This window comes from Mycobacterium seoulense (genome assembly GCF_010731595.1).
Taxonomy (GTDB): Bacteria; Actinomycetota; Actinomycetes; order Mycobacteriales; family Mycobacteriaceae; genus Mycobacterium; species Mycobacterium seoulense.
Map to the genome: position 1 here is coordinate 1,711,046 of NZ_AP022582.1, position 20,365 is coordinate 1,731,410.

The 20,365-nt window shown below is 67.7% G+C and carries 21 protein-coding genes; 10 read left to right on the top strand and 11 right to left on the bottom strand.

Annotated elements, in window-relative coordinates:
* The first annotated feature begins 45 nt into the window (after window positions 1-45).
* Complete coding sequence (locus tag G6N37_RS07840) at window positions 46-390, top strand: DUF4333 domain-containing protein (protein ID WP_163678264.1); 345 nt, start codon at window positions 46-48, stop codon at window positions 388-390.
* On the opposite strand, the gene G6N37_RS07845 is transcribed toward G6N37_RS07840, so the two are convergent.
* On the bottom strand, window positions 387-1,337 hold the full coding sequence (locus tag G6N37_RS07845) for an NAD(P)H-dependent flavin oxidoreductase (protein ID WP_163678266.1): 951 nt from the start codon (window positions 1,335-1,337) through the stop codon (window positions 387-389). The two genes, G6N37_RS07840 and G6N37_RS07845, sit on opposite strands and share 4 nt — an antisense overlap.
* The gene (locus G6N37_RS07850) at window positions 1,334-1,714 is read right to left on the bottom strand and encodes an NYN domain-containing protein (protein ID WP_163678270.1); all 381 of its coding nucleotides are present in this window, start codon (window positions 1,712-1,714) and stop codon (window positions 1,334-1,336) included. The genes G6N37_RS07845 and G6N37_RS07850 overlap by 4 nt, the downstream gene beginning before the upstream one ends.
* Before the next feature lie 140 nt (window positions 1,715-1,854).
* On the opposite strand from G6N37_RS07850, the gene G6N37_RS07855 reads away from it, so the two are divergent.
* Window positions 1,855-3,039 carry an acyl-CoA dehydrogenase family protein gene (locus G6N37_RS07855; protein WP_163678273.1) on the top strand — a complete coding sequence of 395 codons (1,185 nt, stop codon included), beginning with the start codon at window positions 1,855-1,857 and terminating at the stop codon, window positions 3,037-3,039.
* Between the two features lie 17 nt (window positions 3,040-3,056).
* Here G6N37_RS07855 and G6N37_RS26435 read toward each other — a convergent pair whose 3' ends face one another.
* Window positions 3,057-3,743: a PE family protein gene (locus G6N37_RS26435; protein ID WP_179961886.1), complete on the bottom strand. Its 687-nt coding sequence runs from the start codon at window positions 3,741-3,743 to the stop codon at window positions 3,057-3,059.
* Window positions 3,744-3,942: 199 nt separating this feature from the next.
* On the opposite strand from G6N37_RS26435, the gene G6N37_RS07865 reads away from it, so the two are divergent.
* Window positions 3,943-4,845, top strand: coding sequence for an NAD-dependent epimerase/dehydratase family protein (locus tag G6N37_RS07865; protein ID WP_163678276.1), 903 nt, complete (start codon window positions 3,943-3,945; stop codon window positions 4,843-4,845).
* A 254-nt stretch (window positions 4,846-5,099) separates the two neighbouring features.
* On the opposite strand, the gene G6N37_RS07870 is transcribed toward G6N37_RS07865, so the two are convergent.
* Window positions 5,100-5,354 (bottom strand): hypothetical protein, encoded by a 255-nt coding sequence (locus G6N37_RS07870; protein ID WP_163678279.1) that lies wholly within the window; start codon window positions 5,352-5,354, stop codon window positions 5,100-5,102.
* 318 nt (window positions 5,355-5,672) lie between these two features.
* Between G6N37_RS07870 and G6N37_RS07875 the strand changes: the two genes are divergently transcribed.
* A complete protein-coding gene (locus tag G6N37_RS07875) occupies window positions 5,673-6,320 on the top strand; it encodes an SOUL family heme-binding protein (protein ID WP_163678282.1) in 648 nt (215 codons plus the stop codon).
* 77 nt (window positions 6,321-6,397) lie between these two features.
* Window positions 6,398-7,234, top strand: a complete 837-nt coding sequence (locus G6N37_RS07880) for a class I SAM-dependent methyltransferase (protein WP_163678285.1) — start codon at window positions 6,398-6,400, stop codon at window positions 7,232-7,234.
* A 3-nt stretch (window positions 7,235-7,237) separates the two neighbouring features.
* Here the strand turns inward: G6N37_RS07880 and G6N37_RS07885 are convergent, their stop codons facing one another.
* Window positions 7,238-8,248, bottom strand: coding sequence for an NADP-dependent oxidoreductase (locus G6N37_RS07885; protein WP_163678287.1), 1,011 nt, complete (start codon window positions 8,246-8,248; stop codon window positions 7,238-7,240).
* Window positions 8,249-8,299: 51 nt separating this feature from the next.
* Here G6N37_RS07885 and G6N37_RS07890 point away from each other — a divergent pair, with 51 nt between their 5' ends.
* The 3 genes from G6N37_RS07890 to G6N37_RS07900 all read left to right on the top strand — a co-directional run bounded on the left by G6N37_RS07890 (window position 8,300) and on the right by G6N37_RS07900 (window position 10,890).
* Complete coding sequence (locus G6N37_RS07890; protein WP_163678291.1) at window positions 8,300-8,974, top strand: hypothetical protein; 675 nt, start codon at window positions 8,300-8,302, stop codon at window positions 8,972-8,974.
* A gap of 30 nt (window positions 8,975-9,004) precedes the next feature.
* A complete protein-coding gene (locus G6N37_RS07895; protein ID WP_163678296.1) occupies window positions 9,005-9,850 on the top strand; it encodes a class I SAM-dependent methyltransferase in 846 nt (281 codons plus the stop codon).
* Between the two features lie 176 nt (window positions 9,851-10,026).
* On the top strand, window positions 10,027-10,890 hold the full coding sequence (locus G6N37_RS07900; protein WP_163678298.1) for a TIGR03560 family F420-dependent LLM class oxidoreductase: 864 nt from the start codon (window positions 10,027-10,029) through the stop codon (window positions 10,888-10,890).
* On the opposite strand, the gene G6N37_RS07905 is transcribed toward G6N37_RS07900, so the two are convergent.
* Together G6N37_RS07905 and G6N37_RS07915 are read right to left on the bottom strand one after the other, a co-directional pair.
* Window positions 10,848-11,678, bottom strand: coding sequence for a glycoside hydrolase family 16 protein (locus G6N37_RS07905; protein WP_163678301.1), 831 nt, complete (start codon window positions 11,676-11,678; stop codon window positions 10,848-10,850). The two genes, G6N37_RS07900 and G6N37_RS07905, sit on opposite strands and share 43 nt — an antisense overlap.
* Before the next feature lie 678 nt (window positions 11,679-12,356).
* Complete coding sequence (locus G6N37_RS07915) at window positions 12,357-13,028, bottom strand: cutinase family protein (protein WP_163678304.1); 672 nt, start codon at window positions 13,026-13,028, stop codon at window positions 12,357-12,359.
* Between the two features lie 101 nt (window positions 13,029-13,129).
* Between G6N37_RS07915 and G6N37_RS07920 the strand changes: the two genes are divergently transcribed.
* Window positions 13,130-13,792, top strand: a complete 663-nt coding sequence (locus G6N37_RS07920; RefSeq protein WP_163678307.1) for a class I SAM-dependent methyltransferase — start codon at window positions 13,130-13,132, stop codon at window positions 13,790-13,792.
* Between the two features lie 10 nt (window positions 13,793-13,802).
* Here the strand turns inward: G6N37_RS07920 and G6N37_RS07925 are convergent, their stop codons facing one another.
* Genes G6N37_RS07925 through G6N37_RS07935 form a run of 3 tightly spaced genes read right to left on the bottom strand, consistent with a single transcriptional unit; the run spans window position 13,803 to window position 16,883 of the window.
* Entirely contained in the window at window positions 13,803-14,879 is a 1,077-nt protein-coding gene (locus tag G6N37_RS07925; protein WP_163678309.1) for a prenyltransferase, read from the bottom strand.
* A complete protein-coding gene (locus G6N37_RS07930) occupies window positions 14,866-15,624 on the bottom strand; it encodes a class I SAM-dependent methyltransferase (protein ID WP_163678312.1) in 759 nt (252 codons plus the stop codon). Before G6N37_RS07930 ends, G6N37_RS07925 begins: the two co-directional genes overlap by 14 nt.
* Window positions 15,618-16,883, bottom strand: coding sequence for a glycosyltransferase family 4 protein (locus tag G6N37_RS07935; RefSeq protein WP_163678315.1), 1,266 nt, complete (start codon window positions 16,881-16,883; stop codon window positions 15,618-15,620). The genes G6N37_RS07930 and G6N37_RS07935 overlap by 7 nt, the downstream gene beginning before the upstream one ends.
* A gap of 358 nt (window positions 16,884-17,241) precedes the next feature.
* Between G6N37_RS07935 and G6N37_RS07940 the strand changes: the two genes are divergently transcribed.
* Window positions 17,242-18,048: a DUF1906 domain-containing protein gene (locus tag G6N37_RS07940; protein ID WP_232075347.1), complete on the top strand. Its 807-nt coding sequence runs from the start codon at window positions 17,242-17,244 to the stop codon at window positions 18,046-18,048.
* Window positions 18,049-18,109: 61 nt separating this feature from the next.
* Here G6N37_RS07940 and katG read toward each other — a convergent pair whose 3' ends face one another.
* Window positions 18,110-20,350 (bottom strand): catalase/peroxidase HPI, encoded by a 2,241-nt coding sequence (gene katG, locus G6N37_RS07945; protein WP_163678321.1) that lies wholly within the window; start codon window positions 20,348-20,350, stop codon window positions 18,110-18,112.
* Window positions 20,351-20,365 lie beyond the last annotated feature (15 nt).

A 20,365-nucleotide genomic window follows, 5' to 3' on the forward strand; every position in this document is an offset into this window, starting at 1 on the left:
GATGCCTGCCGCGGTAGCGTGATCGTCACTCAAGGAGGCACGCAGATGACACGCATCGTCCGGGCACGACGCTGTACGAGCCGGCCGACTGGTATCCGCATCGGGGCGGGTGTATTCGCCGGGTTGGTGGCGCTGCAGCTGACCGGCTGTAGCTCCAAGACGACGGTCAAACCCGAGGGGGCGGCGCAATCCGTCGTCGACGTCGTCTCGCGCCAAACGGGATTCCGCCCGAACGATGTGAGTTGTCCGTCCGGCGTCGAAGCCAAGGTGGGCCAAGAGTTCGACTGCCACTTCACCGGCCCGGAGGGTAAGGGATACACCGCGCACATGCGCATCACCAAAGTCGAGGGCGAACAGGTCGTCTTCGACGTCAAGAGCCGCCCCAGCTAGGCGTCGGCGGCCCCGAGCCGATCCGCGGTGGCCGCCAGCACTTCGCGGCACCCCGCCCACATCCGCGTGATGATGTCGGCGGCGGACGCAATGTCGTGGATCCGCCCAGCCACCTGTCCGGTGTTGGCGACGCTGGCGTCCATGTCACCCTCGAAATACAGCCGCTGCACGCGTTGCAGTGCGGCGGCGCCGCCGCCGGAAGACGTTGCCGCGTCCAGCCTTTCGGCGGCGGCCGTCCGGATGACGCGCATCATGCGGTTGCCGTCGAGGGGGAGTAGGACGGTGGACGTTTCGTCGGCCGCGACGACCGCCCGCTTGAGGTTGCCGTGCACCGGGGATTCCGCCGAGGCCAACAGCCGCGTGCCCATCTGCACGCCTTCGGCGCCGAGAACGAAAGCGGCCGCCATCGACCGCGCGTCGCAGATCCCTCCGGCAGCCACGATCGGAACGTCGATCTGCGCGGCCACCAGCGGCAGCACGACCATGGTCGATGCACCGAACCGATTCTTGAAACCGCCGCCCTCGACGCCTTCGACGATGAGCCCGTCCACCCCGGCGTCGACGGCCTTGCGGGCCGCCGCGAGGGTGCCCACCACATGAAACACGGTGATGCCGGCGTCGTGGAGCCGGTGGGTGAACAGCGCAGGGTCGCCGGCCGAGGTGGTGACGAAGCGGATGTCGTTGGCTGCCAACAGATCCACGGTGGCGGGATCGCGGTTCATGATCAGCGCGATGTTCGCGCCCACCGGGCGGTCGGTGAGGTCGCGCACGCGCCGCAGATCGGCCCGGCCCTGCTCGGACGTGGTCTCGATGATGCCCAGCCCGCCCGCGTTGGACACGGCCGCGGCCAGCTGTGCACCGGCGATGTAGGTCATGGGCGCCTGAATGATCGGGATGTCGATCCGGGCGAGTCCGCAGACGCGGTTCGGTGTGGGGCCCGCGGTCATGCGCCCTGCGGATCGATGAGGTCGCGAAACCCGGCGGCCGGGTGGACCGACGCGCCCAGGCGCACCACGCGGTCGCTGAGCCCTTTGTCCGACGTCACCACCCGGATCTCATGCGGTCGGGGGTCGGCTTGGACGCGCCGGACGATCTCGTCGTCGGCCGAGTTTGCGGCCGCCCTGGGCGCATAGCCGATCTCGATGACGGACGCGCCAATGGCGGTCGACGGCGGCCGCTCAAAGACGACCGTCACGGGGTCTCCATGCTCGGCGGCCCATCGGTCGAGGCGGTCCGTCAAAGCGACCATGGCGCGGTCGCGGTCCTTCCACCAGCCGTCCGGGCGGCTCCCGATCACATTCATGCCGTCCACGATCCACCGCACGACCCCTACGGTAGGGCGAGATCGCACCGCAGCGCGAACGGGCCCGGCTTGCACGGCGCGCGATTTCATCCCTCTCGACGGAAAGCGGTTGGTACGGTCACCGATATCAGTTTCCCGCGGCGCAATGATGGGACAGGTTAATGACGTCGATTGCCGACACCGATGACCGGGTGGTCTCGCTGGCCCGCGGAATGCGCGAACTGGTGCAGGCCGAGGCCGCCGAATCCGAGCGGATGCGCACCCTCACCCCGGCGATCGTCGACGAGATGTGGGCGACCGGGCTGATGTCCGCCTTCAACCCCGTCGAGGCCGGCGGCATGGAACCGTCGTTCACCGAAATGATCGAGACCTGGATCGAAATGGCTTGGCAGGACGGCTCTTTCGGCTGGGTCGGGATCGCCAACCTGCCGTCCTCGTTCGCCGCGGCAGCGTATCTACCCGACGAGGGCTTCGCTGAGGTGTTCACTGCACACGACAACCGCGTCACCATGGGCGGCCAATTCTTCCCCAACGGTCAGGGATCCGCCGTGGACGGCGGTTACCTGGTGAGCGGGTCGTGGAACTTCGGCTCGGGCACCGGGCACTCCCAGTACGTCGCGGCCGGGTTCCTGCCCATGGACAACGGCGAGATGCGTTGGATCAGTGAGGGCTTCCCCGAGATGCGGGTCGCGGTGATTCCCCGCCACCAGATCAGCTTCAACGACGGCTGGTTCGTGCAGGGGCTGAAGGGGACCGGATCCTACGACTACAGCGCCCAGGAGGTGTTCGTGCCGGCGAGCCGCACCTTCGAGCTGTTCGCGCGCCGGCCGCATCGCGGCGCGTCGCCGGCCACCCGGATGGGCTTGATGCCGGTCACCGCCGCCGGCCACGCGTCGTGGGCACTCGGCGTCGCCAAGAGCATGCTCGACGACGTCCAGGAGCTTGCGGCGACGAAGTTCCGGATGAGTGACATGGCGTCGCTGGCCAGCCGCCCCACCTTCCAGAAGGGGCTGGCGCACCACCGCGCGGCCTGGCGAGCCGCCCGTCTGCTGGTGATCGACGCGTTCACCACCGCCGAGGCCGCGGTCGCGTCGGGGGAGGAGCTGACACCTGCCCTGCGCGCGGACATGCGGGTGGCGGCGGTCTACGCGACCGATACCGCCCGAGGCTGCGCGGAGTGGGCACACCTGGTCGCCGGCACCAGCTCGATCCGGGAGGGCAGCCGGCTCGAACGCGCCTTCCGGGACATCTACACCGGGACGCAGCACGCCTTCATCAGCGAGAAGGTCGCCATCGACGTCGCGCAGATCTGGCTCGGCATCATCGACGACCAGCCGGGGCTGTGAGTCGCTGACGCTGCCGCCTACACCAGGCGCTCGCCCGGCTGTTGGTCGTCCGGCTCGTCGCGCTGGCCTTCGTCCTGGTTGCCGGTGAGCGACGAGGCCAGGCCGGGCCCGGCGGCGCCGCCTGCCGATGCGCCCTGGGCGATCGAGCCGAGTGAGCTCAGGGGGGCGGCGCCGGCGCCCAGCAATGTCGACGCCGCGTTGACGGCGGCGGGCATCGCGGGGGCCGGGCCCGGCACCGTCGGCGAGGTGGTCGGCACCGTCGGCGCCGGGCTGGCGACGGGGCCTGCGTTGACCGGCGACGTGTCCCAGGGAGCCGGGCCGCCCGCGCCGAGCGGCGGCCCCGCGGGCATCAATCCGCCGCCACCCGCCGGTCCGACGAAAGTTTGGCCGGCGATTCGCCCGCCGGCCGAATGCAACGAGCCGGCCGTCTCGCTGTCCACCTGGGCGTACATCCGGGCGATGTCGGTCAGCGCAGCGCCCGTCCGGGCGACCTCTGCCTGAGCCGCGGTGTTGAGGGCCAGCATCGCCGTGCCCTCCGCGGCAAACGCCGCCACCGCCTGCATCGAGACCTCGTCCGCGCCGGCGGGAGCCAGCGCGGTCACCGGGCCGGCCGCGGCAGCGCCCGAGGCCAGGCCTCGAGTGGCCATGTCGACCACCTGCACCCCGATGACGCCCGCGGCCGGGTCATGTGACAGCGGTTCCATGTGCGTGTGCTCCTGTGCGAGCGATGAGCGCCGGTACGTCGAGACCAGCTGCGCCGGACGATGAATCAAGTCTAAGGGCGCCGGCGGTGTGCTGCCCACACTTTCAGCCGGGCCCAACCCGGTCGCCGACTCGGTCCCTAGCCACCGCGCAAAAGCTCGAAATCGTCGGCCTCCGGTGATCGTCGCCTACTATCAGCCCATGCGCGGCTCAAAGATCCTGATCACCGGACCGACCGGTCAACTGGCGACCCCCATTGCGCGGGCACTCGCGGCCGACAACGAGGTGTGGGGCATCGCCCGCTTCACCGATCCGGCGGCGCGGGAAGGTCTGGAGAAGGCGGGCGTCCACTGCCAGACGGTCAACTTGGCGGCCGGCGACTTCAGCGAACTGCCAAACGATTTCGAGTACGTCCTCAACCTCGCGGTGGCCAAGAGCGGGCACTGGGACAAGGACCTCGCGGCCAATGCGGAGTCGGTGGGCCTGCTCATGGCGCACTGCCGCGGCGCCAGGGCATTCCTGCATTGCTCTTCGGCCGCCGTCTATGACCCACCCGGCGACAACCCCCGAGCCGAGGGCGCCGCCCTGGGCGACAACCACAAGCCGCTGTTCCCCACCTACTCCATCTCCAAGATCGCCGGGGAGGTTGTCGCCCGGTCGATGGCGCGGGCCCTCGGAGTGCCGACCACCATCGCCCGGCTCAACGTTCCTTACGGCGACAACGGGGGGTGGCCGTTCTACCACATGGAGATGATGCTCGCGGGCATCCCGATCCCCGTCCCGCCCGGGGAACCCGCCCGCTACAACCCGATTCACGAGGACGACATCATCGCGACCATCCCGAAGTTGCTGGAGGTGGCCACGGTACCGGCGACCACCGTCAACTGGTGCGGCGACCAAACGGTCAGCATCCAGGAGTGGTGTGGCTACCTCGGTTCACTCGTGGGCAAGGAGCCGGTCTTCGAGGTGAGCGCTCAAGCGCTGCGCGGCAATCCCACCGACTGCGCGCGGATGCACGAGCTCATCGGCGGCACGACGGTGGACTGGCGCGACGGGTTGCGCCGCATGGCCGTCAAGTTTCATCCAGAGTTGGTCGGCGCGTAGGCGGCACCGGTGCGCCGAGGACCCAACGATGCGCAGCGGCTGCGAAACCTGACGCTGCTCCGCCAACCGTCGGCCCCCTGAGCCAGCCCGAAATGATGGCCAAGGGCAGCGTGACTTCGCCGTCCGCGACCCGGCGGGCAACCTGATCCGGATTAAAGAACTGCGCTGACGAGTCCTTTCGCTTCCCCGCGGGCGCAAAACGCAGAAGTTCCGAACCCGTAGTGGGTTCGGAACTTTGCCTGCGCCGGAAGGGGTCAAGATCCCTTGGCGTACCGAGTCAGGAACCCGACGGCCGCGACCCCTGAGACCGCACCGATCACGCCCCACAGCACCAGCTGGAAGACCATCGAACCCAGGAACCAGCCGAATGTCATCCCGATGTAGAGGGCCCAGATCAGGCGAAAGGCGCTCCACAGCGCCACCGCGCCGGTGCTGAGGCCGATGTAGAGGCTGCGCTGCCGGTCCACCCGATTGATCTGCTCTTCGATGCCGGCCGGGACGATCTTCATTTCTGACTTCCTTTCGTGGGGCGCCGCCGGATTGGCGTCGTCGTTGCGCCAAGTACAGACGCGCGAACCGGCTACCGATCCCAAACACCCCGCGACCACGACACGCGCCACCCCCGATTCCCGCGAAAAGACAAGGGTCGGGCGACACCGCTGTCGGGGAATGACCTCACTTGCGGGCCACCCGCGCGGGTGGATCAATTCAGAGGGACAGCCACACCGCGGCGTGGCATGCCCGCTCGCCGGGTATCCGCCGGGGTGTGGGTTCGCGACGCTCGGCTTCGCCTGCTCTTCGAAAAATCGAGGAAGGAAACGGTCCCGATGATCAATCCGCTCAAGCTCGCCGAACAGGTGGCCGAATCGGTCCTGGCGGTGGGCGGCATCCGCATCGGTACCGAGGAACCGAAGTACACGCGCCAGCCACTGACCGCCGCCGTCGAGATCCGCCGCTACGGTCCGCGGATCGCCGCCGAGACGACGGTCGACGCCGACGAAAACCGCGCTCGCGACGCCGGGTTCCGACGATTGGCCGGCTACATATTCGGCGGCAATCGGCGCGATCAATCGATCTCCATGACCGCACCCGTCAGCCAGCAGTCGAGCCGGGGCGGCGAGCAGATCGCGATGACCGCACCCGTCGTCCAGTCCGCCGATACCGAGAGCGGCTGGACGATCCGCTTTTTCATGCCCGCGAAGTGGACGATGGACACCCTGCCCGCCCCCGACGATGACCGGGTCCGCCTCGTCACCGTGCCGCCGGCGACCGTCGCGGTGCTGCGATTCAGCGGTGACCGCAGCCCCAAGGCGGTCGCCTCTCGCACTCGCGAACTCCTGGACGCGTTGCAAGACAAGGGGATTCAGCCAGCCGGCGACCCCGAGGCCTGGTTCTACGATCCGCCCTGGACATTGCCGATGCGGCGTCGCAATGAGATCGCGATTCCCATCGATCCGGCGTCCGCGCCGGAGTAGCCCAGATGGGACGCCGGATCGGCCCGTGGTCGCGTGCGCTGCCCAGCGAGACGACTGCCGATACGGTTGTCGCGGAGATGACTCATCACAATGACCGCAAAGTGCAGGCTGGGCTGCTGACCGGCGTATCGGAAACGGCGCTGCTGACGCTTTACGGACGGGCACACCAGGCCGCGCAGCCCGACCCGATCATCGACGACCCCATGGCCGTCAAGCTCGTCGACGCCATCGACTTCGACTTCGAGAAGTTCGGCCGCAGGGGTCAGGAGATGGCGCTGCGCTCGCTGGCCGTGGACCGATGCGCGATCGCGTACCTCACCACCCACCCGGCGGCGACCGTCGTCGCGCTCGGGGAAGGCTTGCAAACGTCCTTCTGGCGGCTGGACCGCTCACTACCCGAGCCGCGATTCAGGTGGGTCTCAGTGGACTTGCCTCCCGTCGTCGAACTTCGGCAGCGCCTGCTGCCGCATTCCGCGCGCATCACCCATCTCGCACAATCCGCTCTCGACTACACCTGGATCGACAAGGTGGACGCGGACAACGGCGTGTTCGTCTCCGCCGAAGGTCTGTTGATGTACCTGCAGCCCGACGACGCGCTGGGACTGATCGCTCAGTGCGCCGAGAGCTTTCCCGGCGGTCAGATGTTTTTCGACCTCCCCCCGACCGTGGTCAAGAAGATCGCACGAAAGGGCCTGCGTTCGTCCAAGCGCTACCGGGTGCCGCCGATGCCGTTCAGCCTCTCGACCCGTCAACTGGCGAAGTTGCCGCAGACGATGCCCGGCGTCCGCGCCTTCCACGATGTGCCGATGCCGCCGGGTCGGGGCATGTTCTTCGGAACGCTGTACCCCGCGTTCTGGCGCTTCCCACCGGTGCAGCCGTATCGCGGCGTCTACGCCCTGCTCGAATTCGGCTGAGCGTCAGCCGACCTTGACCACCAGCTTGCCGACGTTCTTGCCGTCGAACAGCATGTTGATCGCCGTGGGCAGCTGCTCGAACCCCTCGACCACGGTCTCGAGCGGCGTGAGCTTTCCCGCCTCGATCAGGCCCGCGATCTCGCTGAGAGCTTCCGGCGCGCGCCCGAAGTGGTCGAGGACGATGAAGCCCTGCACGGTGGCGCGCTGGATGAGCAGGTTCCCGAACGCGCGCGGACCCGGTGGCGGGTCTTCCGCGTTGTAGCCGGAGATCAAACCGCACAGCGCGACGCGGGCGCCGATGTTGAGGCGAGCGAAGATCGCGTCCATGATCTCGCCGCCCACGTTCTCGAAGTCGACGTCGATGCCGTCGGGTGTCGCCGCGGCCAGCTGGGCGGGCCAGTCGTCGGCACGGTGGTCGACGACGGCATCGAAGCCCAGCCGGTCGGTGAGCAGCGAGCACTTCTCGGGCCCCCCGGCGATCCCGACGACGCGCGCTCCGGCGGCCTTGGCCAGCTGGCCGGCCACCGAGCCGACCGCGCCGGCCGCCGCCGAAACGACGACCGTCTCGCCGGGCTGTGGCTTGCCGATATCGCGGATCCCGATCCACGCGGTGAGCCCGGTCATCCCCAGCGCGCCCAGGTAGGCGCTCGGCGAGATGCCCTGCGCGACGTCGACCGGATTGACGAGCGACGTGTCCGAGACCACCGCGTACTCCTGCCAGCCGAGGAGGCCCTGCACCTTCTGTCCGACGGTGTGGGTCGAACTGTTGGACGCGACCACCTCGCCGAGCGCGGCGGCGCGCATGACCTCGCCGATCCCGACCGGCGGCAGGTAGGTCGGGGTGTCGTTGATCCACATGCGGTTCGTCGGGTCGAGCGAGATCCAATCGACGCGCACCAGCGCCTCGCCGTCGCCGAGGTCGGGGATCGCCTCTTCGGTCATTTCGAAAGTGCCGGGGCCGATACGGCCGGTGGGACGTTCGCGAAGCAGGAAACGACGGTTTCGTCCGGTCATTAGCGCACCGTACCCTTCATTCGGGGGCCGCCGAGCGAAAGGTTGTGCTCGATGAACGTCGCGTCGCGAATCGTCGTAATCCCCGTCGCCGTGCTGACGATGGCGGCCCTGTCGCTGCCCGGGCCGGCCGCCGCAGACCCGTCACCCACGCAGCAGATCACCGCCGTGGCCGTCGGGCCCAGCGGCCAACCGATCAACGGCTACCGGGAGACGCCCCCCGAGGGCAACGTCTACGCCGTCAGCGACTGCAGCACCCCGTCGCCGTCGGCGGTGGCCGAGAACGTGTACTACTGCTCGCCCAGCGCGGCCGGCGCCGGCACCTGCTGGCCGTCGACGCCCGGATCGCTGCTGTGCGTGGATGATCCCTGGCAGCAGCGTCTGCATCGGGTGAGCTACAGCGGTCCGCTTCCGCCCGTGCAGCCGACCGCCACGCCGGACCCGTTCGCACTGACCCTCGACGACGGCACCCATTGCCTGCTGCGCAACGGGGGTGCGTGGGGAGCACGCGCCGACGGGTACGAGGGCGCCTACAGCTGCAGCGGCACCGGCGCGCACCTGGCGGTGCTATGGCTGCCCAGCCAGGGCGCGGGGAGTTGCGTCGACCGCTCGTCGGCGGTGTGGACGGTCAAGGTCGGTCAACTCGGCACACCCGGCACCGCCTTCCCGCCGCCCCAGACCCACGCGGTGACCAGCGCCTGGTTCGCGGGCGGCAAGGCCGGCCAGTAAAGCGGCGACAGCGCTGCTATAACGCAACGTATGTCAAGCCCCGATCACGCGATCACCCATGTCTCCGATACCGCCCGCTGGACCGCGCTGCACCGGGCAACCGAATCGGCCCGGCCCGATGCTCTGTTCAACGACCCGCTCGCAGAACGCCTGGCCGGCGAACACGGCCGCGAGATCGTCGCGGCCGTCCCGCGATCGACCCGCAACGGCTGGTGGCTCGTCGCGCGGACCAAAATCATCGACGACGCCATCGCGGAAGCGATCGCCGGCGGCTGCGACCGGGTGCTGAATCTTGCCGCCGGTCTGGACACCCGGCCCTATCGGCTGGCGCTGCCGGCCGATCTGACCTGGGTGGAGGCGGATCTGCCGAAGTTGCTCGCCGAGAAGACCCAGCTGCTCGCCGACGAGGTGCCGCGGTGCCGGCTGACTCGCATCGCGGTCGATCTGGCCGACCCCACGGCCCGCGGCGCGTTTCTCGACGAGGCCCTGCGCGGCGCCACCAAGGCGCTGGTGCTGACCGAGGGCCTGTTGATGTATCTGGACGACGCCGACGTCGTCTCGCTTTCAGCGGCACTCACGCGGCCCGAGATCGGCTGGTGGATGCTCGACTTCGCCGGGCCGGGCCTGAAAAAGATGATGAACAAGAAAATGGCCGGCATGTTGCAAAACGCACCGTTCAAGTTCGCGCCCGAAAACGGGCTGGCATATTTCGAAGGCCTGGGCTGGCAAACCGTCCACGTGGAGGCGCTCTATTTGGCCGCCCACCGCTTTCACCGCCTGCCGTTGTGGATGCGCCCGCTGGCCTGGCTGCCCCAGCCGGATCCGCGTCACCCGGGTGGAAGGGCGTGGAGCGCGGTGGCCCTCCTCACCCGTTGAGCCGCGCATCAATTGTCCGATTAGCCAGGGGCGCAACAGATTACATCGGAATTCATAGCGAGTGTGGTGCGCCCAAAGGGTTAATGCGGCGGGTCCGGCATCTTACGGTCGCCCGACGATTGGGGGATTTGGCTATTTGCGCTGCGGAACTGCGGTGCCGGTTTTAATATCGCCGCATGCGCATCACGGTCAAATTCGACCTGGGTTTCAAATATCCCGAACTCGAGCAGTTGTGGCGCCAAGCCGATCGTCTTGGTTTCGAAGCGGTGTGGGATTACGACCATTTTTACGGGCCGATGGAACACACCGACCCGACCTTTGAGGGCTGGACCACGCTGGCCGCCATGGCGGTGGTGACTCGACAGGCGCGCATCGGCTGCCTGGTAGCCGGCGTGACGTACCGGAACCCGGCGATCCTCGCCAAGATGGCGGTCACCGTCGACCACATTTCCGGCGGGCGGCTCGACTTCGGGATCGGGGCCGGCTGGCACGAGGCCGAGCATCGCGGCTATGGGATCGAGTTTCCCGGCCCCGGCACCCGCGTCGCGATGGTTGACGAGGCGCTGACCGTGATCCGTCGGCTCTGGACCGAGGAATCGGTGACCTTCGCGGGCAGGTTTTTCACCCTCCAAGACGCGCTGTGCGAGCCCAAGCCGCTGCAGAGGCCACACCCGCCGATCATGATCGGCGGCACCGAGCCGAAGATGTTGAGCGTCGTCGCGCGCCACGCCGACATGTGGAACATGCCCGGGCACGAGGGGCCCCAGAGGTGGGCGGAAGTCAACGGCAGGCTTTTCGACGCGTGCTCCGCCGTGGGCCGGGACCCGAGCGAGATCGAGCGTTCCGCGCAGGTGTCACTGCATCCGGCCGAACCCGGCCAGGTGGATGAACAGCTGGCGTTGTTACCCGAATTCGAGCGACTCGGCTGCGAGCACATGGTGCTGGCGTTCCGCGAGGCGCCGACGGCGGGGCTCCTGGAACGCTGCCGGGCGCTGGACTACCAGACCCGTATCCAGTCGACGAGCATGTTGGCGGGGTAGGTTCCCGGCCCGGGATCGCCGCCGCCGGAACCGGCCACCGCCAGGTTGAACACCGGATAAACGGTGTAGCCCGGCGCATTGAACGGCCAATCCGGCAGCGAGCTCGCCGGCACATCGAAGTACGGCTGGGCGCCGTCGGCGTAGTCCTTCCAGAACCGGATGCCGGCTTCGTCCCACTGGGTGCGCCAGGTGTGCCACCCGCTGTCCATCGCGATGTTGTGGGTCTTCCATTCGCCGCCGTTGGCTTTCGCGTGAACGGTGGTCGCCGAAGGCCAGCTGCCGTTGCCGTACCACTCCATGACGTCGATCTCGCCCTGGTCGTCATTGCCGAGCCAGTAGGCCGGCCACGCGCCCGCGGTCAGGCAGTCGAGTTTGATACGGGCTTCCCAGGTATGGCCGACGCCGCCGCGCCAGAGGCTTTGCACCTTGCCGCTGTAGTAGGTGGGTCCATCCTTGGCGGCGCGCAGCACGAGGTTGGAGTTGCCGTCGAGGAAGACGTTGCGCCGGTCGTCGCGGTACTGCCCGATGTGCTCGGGCTGCTCCCAATACGTCGGGTCCTTGATCGTCTCGCGGGCCTTCGCCACCGTCCACTTCGAGGAGTCGGGTGCCGAACCGGCGGGACCGGTGAAGTCGTCCTGGAAGATGTAGCTGCCGGTCTGGCCACTGGGCGCGGCAGGAACGGGTGTGCGGTCTGCCGGCTGGGCCCGGGCTTGCGGCGCAGGCAGCGCGGCTGCCAGCACGCCGATCCCGGTCGTCAACATCAGGCGGCGGCGATCAATCTTTGCCATACGCAAGGGACCATAGCAGCCCCCGCCGTACGGAGCCGAAACGGAAATGTGTCGGTAGCCGCCGCTAACGTTTCGGATTGCCGGCGGGCCTGCACGGACGGCGGCGCAGCGGTGGTTGACGGATTAACTGAAATTCATGGCTAATTCTCAACTTCATGGATGGTTTGGTCTCAGGATCGGCCGGGCATTCTGAGATCACAAACCGATAACCACCGGTCGTTTTATAGCGCGTTGCACTGAGAGGGGTTGACGATCGTGGCTGATACAACGGGAGCGACGGTTATTTGCCTCCAGTCCCATCCGTTATGGGCCGCGGCTCAGCGTTACGAGCGCGAACGTCATGAGGCGATGCGCCGTCATCCCGCATTCCGCGCGCGCGAGCGCGCGGCGATTCCCGGCGGCGAGGTCATCCCGCTCATTCGCAACTTCAAGCTGTACTCGAGCACCAACACCCCGGCCTGACCATTCCGCGCGAATTACCGCAAGGCTCGGCCTCTTGGTGGCCCGAACTGCGCTAAGCCGGCACGGAACCGTTTTTCGAATTGCGGTTGAGCGTTCACACCGATTCCGATTGCTACTACCGTGAGTAGTAGAAGCCGATCGGGGGAGCGGCTTGCCATCGAATCCCGCTGAAGCGGGAGCGTATTCGTCCGTCCGCGGTGGGCTCCGCGCGCGATCTCAGAGCTTGCCGGCGACGAAATCGGCTGCCTGGTTGGCCATGCCGGCATCGATGTAGGCACCGGCAAGGTGTTGCGGCCAGTTCGCCTTCCAGGTGTTCGGGTCGGCCGGGCTGCAGATGGGATCGGCGCCGTGGCACAACTCGATGGTCCGGTCGTTGTAGGTCGGGTTGAAGTTGGTGATCGGACCGGCCCACTGGCTGCCGTTGCCGAATAGCGCCACCGCCGCGATGTGCTGATCGGTGCCCGGCGGCAAGGGGCTGTCGAAGCCGAACGCGCTGATGGGCGCCGCGAGCACGACGTCGGTCACCGCCGCGCCGAGCGAGTAGCCGCCCAGCACCAGCCGGGTGTTCGGGCAGTTGTTGACCATGTCCTGAATGTGGTGGCTCATGTCGTTTGCGCCCTGAGCGACTTCGGTGTCGGCGGGGTAGTTCACCGCATACACGCCGATGTTCTTGTGGACCTTGGACCGCAGTGAACTGATGAACGCGTTGCCCAGCGCCCCCACCCCGGGCGATTCCATTCGGCCGCGGGCGAACACCACCTGCACCGGCGGGCAATTCGCGGCAGCGGCATTGGGAATCACGGACGGTGCCAGCACAACGGGCAGCGCCAGCGCGGCCGCGGTCAGAACCGCCGCCAGGCCGATGTCAGCGAGTCTGCGAACGAGCACAGCATGATCGTAGAGCGATCGCGACGCGGCCGCTGGCCAATGTTGCCGGCCGGTGCCGACCACCCTGATGGCGTGACACCGGTGACCGATAGGTTCGGGTTGTGAGCCACTCCGACGTCGGATTAACCGAGCGCCTGTTTGCATTGGCCGAGCAGGTGCAGGGTTTTCTGCCCGCCGACGAGGGGCGCGCGCTCTACGACGCCGCCCTGCGGTATCTCGACGGCGGCGTCGGCGTCGAGATCGGCACGTACTGCGGCAAATCCACGGTGTTGCTCGGAGCCGCGGCCCAACAGACGGGCGCCGTGCTCTACACGATCGATCACCACCACGGCTCCGAGGAGCACCAGGCCGGCTGGGAGTACCACGACGCCTCGCTGGTCGACGAGGTCACGGGACTGTTCGACACGCTGCCGACCTTCCGGCGCACGCTCGATGCCGCGGAGCTGGACGACCACGTCGTCGCCGTCGTGGGCAAGTCGCCGGTCGTGGCCTCCGCCTGGCGGTCGCCGCTGCGGTTCTTGTTCATCGACGGCGGCCACAGCGAGGCCGCCGCCAACCAGGACTTCGACGGATGGGCGAAGTGGGTGGCCGTCGGCGGCGCGCTGGCCATCCACGACGTGTTCCCGGACCCCAGGGACGGCGGACGCCCCCCGTACTACATCTACTGTCGCGCAATCGATTCGGGGCAGTTCAGAGAGGTTTCAGCCACCGGGTCGCTGCGGGTGCTCGAACGCGTCAGCGGTCAGCCCGGCGAGGTGATCTAGCGGGCTCGGGTCATCGACCGGGGCCGGCAGCGACGCATTCGCAGTCGAAGTCCGTCTGCAGGCCCATGGGCAATCCCTCACCGCGGAAGATCCCGGCGCCCGCCGTGGTGTTCGACAGCGCATCCGCGGCGAGGATCATCGCCGCTGCCGTCCACGTGGTGCGCTCCTCGGGCCACCGTTTCCCGTCCGCGAAGACCAGCCCCGTCCAGTACGAGCCGTCCTGCTCACGCAGATGCTGCATCGCGCCGAACTGTTGATGGGCGGCCTGCCGCTGGCCGATGGCGTCCAGCGCCATCACCAGTTCGCATGTCTCGGCGCCGGTTACCCAGGGTCTGTCGACCACGCAGCGAATGCCCAGACCCCCGACCACGAAGTCGTCCCAGCGCTGTCTGATCCGCGCGGCCGCCTGCGGCCCGCGCAGCGCACTACCGAGGATCGGGTAGTACCAGTCCATCGAGTAGCGGTCCTTCTCGGTGAAGGCCTCGGGGTGCGCGGCTATCGCGTGCCCGAGACGGCCCACCGCCAGTTCCCACTCCGGCTGCGGCTCGCCCATCAGGGCGGCGAGCGCCAGGGCGCACCGGATGCTGTGGAACACGCTCGCACAACCGGTGATCAGCGCTTCCTCCAAAGGACCGGCTTCGCTTCGGGCCCAACAGATCTCGCCATAGCCGATCTGCAAGTCGATGACGAAGTCGATGGCCTTGTGCACGACGGGCCACATCTGGGTGGCGAAGCGCCGGTCGCCGGTCACGAGCACGTGGTGCCAGACACCGGTGGCGATGTAGGCACAGAAGTTACTGTCGCTGTTGACGTCTTCGACGACCCCGGCACGGAGCTGGATGGGCCAGGAGCCGTCGGGCCGCTGGGTGCGACGGCTCCAATCGAACGCTGCGCGCGCCGGTTCCAGCAGTCCGGCGGCAGTGAGCGCCATCGCGCACTCCACGTGGTCCCATGGATCGGTGTGGCCGCCCTCGGACCAGGGAATGGCTCCTGAGGGCTCCTGGATGGCCGCGATTGACAGCGCGGTCTGGTGACATTGCTCGGGACTGAGGACGCCCGCGACCGATGGTGGGTTAAACCGACGCAACTGAATATCCCACCGTTGCCGGGCTTTCCGCCGCCGGCTGTTTGACGAAATACATCGCGACGCTCTTACCCACCAGCGGATTGAGCAGCGATTCCGCCAGCTGCGTGATCTTCGGTCGCCGCATCAGGTCCCACACCAAGAGTTTGTGGTACGCGGACACCGCGCGGTGATCCGTGTTCGACACGCCCACAGCGCATTTCAGCCACCAGAAGGGCGAATGCAGCGCGTGCGCGTGGTGGGCGTGCGTCAATTGCATTCCGCCGTCGAGGATCTTGGCGCGCAATTCGCTGGCACGGTAGATGCGTACGTGGCCACCCTCATTGCTGTGGTATTCGTCGGACAGCAGCCAGCACACCCGTTCGGGAAGCCAGCGTGGCACGCTGACCGCCAGGGTGCCGCCGGCCTTGAGCACCCTGATCAGTTCGGCGATGGCGGCGTCGTCGTGCGGAATGTGCTCCAGGATTTCCGACGCGATCACGCAGTCGAATGTCTCGTCGGCGTACGGCAATTTCAACGCGTCGCCGAGCACCACCTTCGCCGACGCTCCCACGGGCGCCTCACCGGCTTCCGCCATCGCGCGTAAAATGGTGTCCACCGAACGCAATTCGTCCGCATCGCGGTCGAATGCGATCACATCGGCACCGCGCCGATACGCTTCGAAGGCGTGCCGGCCGGCCCCACACCCGACGTCGATGACCTTGGCCCCCGGTCCGACCGGCAACCGGTCGAAATCGACCGTCAGCATTGCGTCTCGCCTTCGGAGGCGGCCGAGGCGGCGTTGCGTGCGATCGCCCGCTCATAGACCCGCACGGTTTGAGCGGCCACGGCTTCCCAGCTGAACACGTTGACCGCGCGGGTTCGTCCCGCCCTGCCGAGATTCCGTCGCTTCTCCGGCGAGTCCAGCAGGTCACCGAGCGCGCGGGTGAGCGCGTCGACGTCGGCGGGCGGTACCAGCTCGGCGCACGAGCCGTCCGACCCGAGGACTTCGGGAAGCGCGCCCACCCGGCTGGCCACGATCGGCGTTCCGCTGGCCATGGCCTCCACCGCCGGTAGCGAAAACCCTTCGTAGAGCGAGGGAATGCAGGCTACCTCGGCCGACGCGAACAACGCGGCCAACTCGGCGTCGGAAAGCCCGCTGGTGATGTGGACGATATCGGAGATGCCGAGCTCGGCGATGAGCTTGTGGGTCGGGCCGTTGGGTTCCACCTTCGCGACGAGCCTCAGCTCGAGATCCCTGCTGGTGCGAAGCCGCGCGACCGCCTGCAGCAGGGTGCGCACGCCCTTGAGCGGGGTATCCGCGCTGGCGATCGCGATGATGCGCCCGGGATGCCGGGGCCGCGACCCCGGCTTGAACAGTTCGGTGTTAACGCCCAGCGGGACCACGTGCAGCTGCTCCGGAGAGACACCGAAGTCGCTCACGATATCCGCGGCCGACGACGACGAAACCGTCAGCAGGTCCGGGATCTGGCGCGCCACCTGCTGCTGCATCGCCAGAAACCCATACCAGCGTTGCACCAACGGTTTTCGCCACCACCGCGCGGCGGCCAGATCGAGCACGCGGTCACGGGTGATGGGATGATGCACGGTCGCCACCACCGGCAGCCCGGCGCCGGCGATCCGGAGCAGGCCGGTGCCCAGGCTCTGGTTGTCGTGGACGACGTCGAAATCGGCCGCCCGCCCGGCCAATAACCGCGCGGCCCGCATGGTGAACGTCCTCGGCTCCGGAAAGCCCGCGGTCCACGTGGTGAGCAGTTCCAGCAGGTCGATCGAGTCGCGGATCTCGCTGGGCCGCGGCACGCGGAACGGGTCGGGTTCGCGGTAGAGATCGAGGCTTGGCACCTTGGTCAGCCGCACCCTCGGGTCGAGCAGGTCGGGATAGGGCTGACCCGAGAACACCTCTACGTCATGACCGAGTTCAGCCAGCCCGTGGCTGAGATGGCGCACGTAGACGCCCTGTCCGCCGCAATGGGTTTTACTACGGTAGGACAGCAGGGCAATTCGCATACTCAACTCTTCTGTGCTGGTGAATGACCGCGGAATAGCGCCGAATCCATCGCGGTCAACGGACTCCCGAACTCCGTGACAGCAAACTGGACATGTGTCCAGACTATAGTTCGACCACCTAATCGAGCGCAACGAGCTCCGACGTCACCGGCTCCCGGGTAAACGGTCTCACGGAAATCCGGCACGCAAAGATCATGCCACCCGGCGCCGAAGGGACTCGAACCGTTCAGCCGCTCACGCGCCGAACGAGGTATCAGCCGCCATGCCCCGCCCCGGATGGGCGCCCGCCGGCCGCGCCCCGGAGCCCGGTTCACGGCGGCCGAGCTCCGCTTTTGCCCAATTTGTTAACATCACGCCCGTGCAGGATTCGGCCGCGTCTGGCGAACTCGGCGGGTGGCGATCGGTATCGCGGCGCGACGCACTCAAGTTCGCCGCCGCGCCGATTTTCCTGGGCCTGAGCGCCGCGGCCGGCCCCTTCAACGACCGGAAGGCGTTCGCCGCCGACATGCGACTGATCGATTTCGCCGAACGCAGAATTGCACCGGAGGAGATCAAATCGGCGGGCTATGACGGCGTGGTCAACTACGTGTCGGACTCGCGGCCGGGAGCCAACTTCGAGGCGAAGCCACTGACCCGCGAATACGCCGACGCTCTGCGCGCGGTGGGACTGCACATTGTCAGCAACTTCCAATACGGCAAACCCGGGTGGCCCGACCCGTCGGATTACACCCGGGGATTCGACGGCGGCGTGGCCGACGCCCATACGGCCCAGCGGCTGCACGGCGCGGCCGGGGGCCCGGCGTCGGCGCCGATCTTTTTCAGCGTCGACGACGACATCGACGAGAACACCTGGAACAGTGTTGCCGTCCAATGGTTTCGGGGGATCAACTCCGCACTGGGCGTGGGCCGCACCGGGATCTATGGGCACGCCAATGCGTGCGGCTGGGCGATTCGAGACGGTGTCATCGGAAACTCGTCAACCGCGGGCCACCGGTGGGCATGGCAGACGAAGTCCTGGTCGCACGGCGCGCGCGAACCCGCGGCGGTGCTCTACCAGGCCGTGGTCAACAGCCCGTCGAACCCGAGTCCGCTCCTCGGCGGGATCAACGTCGACATCGACGATGTGCTGGCGCCCGACTTCGGCCAGTGGGATTTCCCGCGCTGACCCTGACGCACGGCGCCCCGCGAGCCGATGGCTGGCGGGGCGCCGCGTGGTTTTCCGGGTGTTACTTCAGATCGAACCGGTCGCTGTTCATCACCTTGACCCACGCCGCGACGAAGTCCTCGACGAACTTCCCCTGGTTGTCGTCCTGGGCGTAGACCTCGGCGAGTCCGCGCAGCACCGAGTTCGACCCGAAGACAAGGTCGTTCGCGGTCGCGGTCCACTTGACGGCGCCCGAGGCCCGGTCGCGGCCCTCGTAGACGTTCTCCGCGGTCTCCGACGGCTTCCACTCGGTCCCCATGTCGAGCAGGTTGACGAAGAAGTCGTTGGTCAACGCGCCGGGCCGATCGGTGAACACCCCGTGCTTGGAGCCGCCGTGATTGGCGCCGAGGGCACGCAAGCCGCCGATGAGCACCGTGGTCTCCGGAGCGGTCACACCGAGTAGGTACGCCCGCTCCATCAAGAGGTGCTCGAGCGGCGCCTTCTCGCCGGCCCGGATGTAGTTGCGGAACCCGTCGGCCCGCGGTTCGAGGACCCCGAACGACTCCACATCGGTGTTCTCCTGCGAGGCGTCGGTGCGCCCCGGCGCGAAGTGCACGGAGATCTCGTAGCCGGCGTCCTTCGCCGCCTTCTCGACCGCCGCGGAGCCCGCCAGCACGATCAGGTCGGCCAGCGAGATTTTCTTGCCGCCCGATGCCGAGCCGTTGAAGTCCTGCTGGATCTTCTCCAGCACGGGCAACACCTTGTCGAGCTCGGAGGGCTCGTTGCACTCCCAGTTCCGTTGCGGCTGGAGGCGCAGCCGTCCACCGTTGGCGCCACCGCGCTTGTCGGTGTTGCGGTAGCTGCCCGCCGCGGACCAGGCGGTCTTGACCAGCTGCGGAACCGACAGACCGGACGCGAGCACCTTGCTCTTCAGCGCCGCGACGTCGTTCTCGTCGACCAGCTCATGATCGACGGCCGGCACCGGGTCCTGCCAGAGCTGCGGCTCGGGAATCCACGGGCCGAGGTAGCGGCTGATCGGCCCCATGTCACGGTGCAGCAGCTTGTACCAGGCCTTGGCGAACGCCTCGGTCAGCTCCTCGGGGTGGTCCAGCCAACGCCGGGTGATGTCGCGATAGATCGGGGACTCGCGCATCGAGATGTCGGTGACCAGCATCGTCGGCGCGCGGCCCGGTCCGCCGAACGGGTCGGGGATGGTGCCCGCTCCGGCGCCGTCCTTGGCGACGAACTGCCAGGCATCGCCGGGGCTCTTGGTGAGCTCCCACTCGTATCCGTAGAGCGTCTCCAGGAAGGTGTTGTCCCACTTGGTCGGGGTGGGCGTCCAGACCACCTCCAGACCGCTCGTGATGGCGTCCTTGCCCACGCCCGTGCCGTAGGAGCTCTTCCAGCCCAGCCCCTGTTGCTCGATCGGGGCGGCCTCCGGCTCCGGGCCGACCAGGTCGCCACTGCCGGCGCCGTGGGTCTTGCCGAAGCTGTGCCCACCAACGATGAGCGCGGCTGTCTCCTCGTCGTTCATCGCCATCCGGCCGAACGTCTCGCGGATGTCGATGGCGGCGGCGATCGGATCCGGCTTGCCCTCGGGGCCTTCCGGATTGACGTAGATCAGGCCCATCGTGGTGGCGCCGTAGGGCTCGGCCAGGTCGCGCTTACCGGAGTAGCGCTTGTCGGTGCCCAGCCACTCGTCCTCCTCGCCCCACAGGATTTCCTCTGGCTCCCAGACGTCCTCGCGGCCGAAGGCGAAGCCGAACGTCTTGAACCCGAACGACTCCAGGGCGCAGTTGCCGGCGAAGATGATCAGGTCCGCCCAGGAGATCTTGTTGCCGTACTTCTTCTTGATCGGCCACAGCAGCCGGCGCGCCTTGTCCAGGCTGACGTTGTCCGGCCAGCTGTTGATCGGGGCGAAGCGCTGCATGCCTTGGCCGCCGCCACCGCGGCCGTCGTGGATGCGGTAGGTGCCCGCTGAGTGCCAGCTCATCCGGATGAACAGGCCGCCGTAGGTGCCGTAGTCGGCAGGCCACCAGTCCTGGGAGTTGGTCATCAGCGACATCATGTCGGCCTTGAGCGCGTCGACGTCGAGCTTGGCGAACTCCGCGGCGTAGTCGAAGTCGTCACCGAGCGGGTTGGACCGAGGGTTGTGTGGCTGCAGCATCGACGGGTCGACCTGGTCGGGCCACCAGTCCCGATTGGTCAGGGGCGCATTCGATTTCGGCTTGGGGGAGGGGATTGCGGGGTTTTCACTCTCGCTGGTGCTAGCTGTCTTGCTGTCCTCATGGGGCGGACGCCCTTGGGAAATATCAGATGACACAGCATTCCTTTCTTA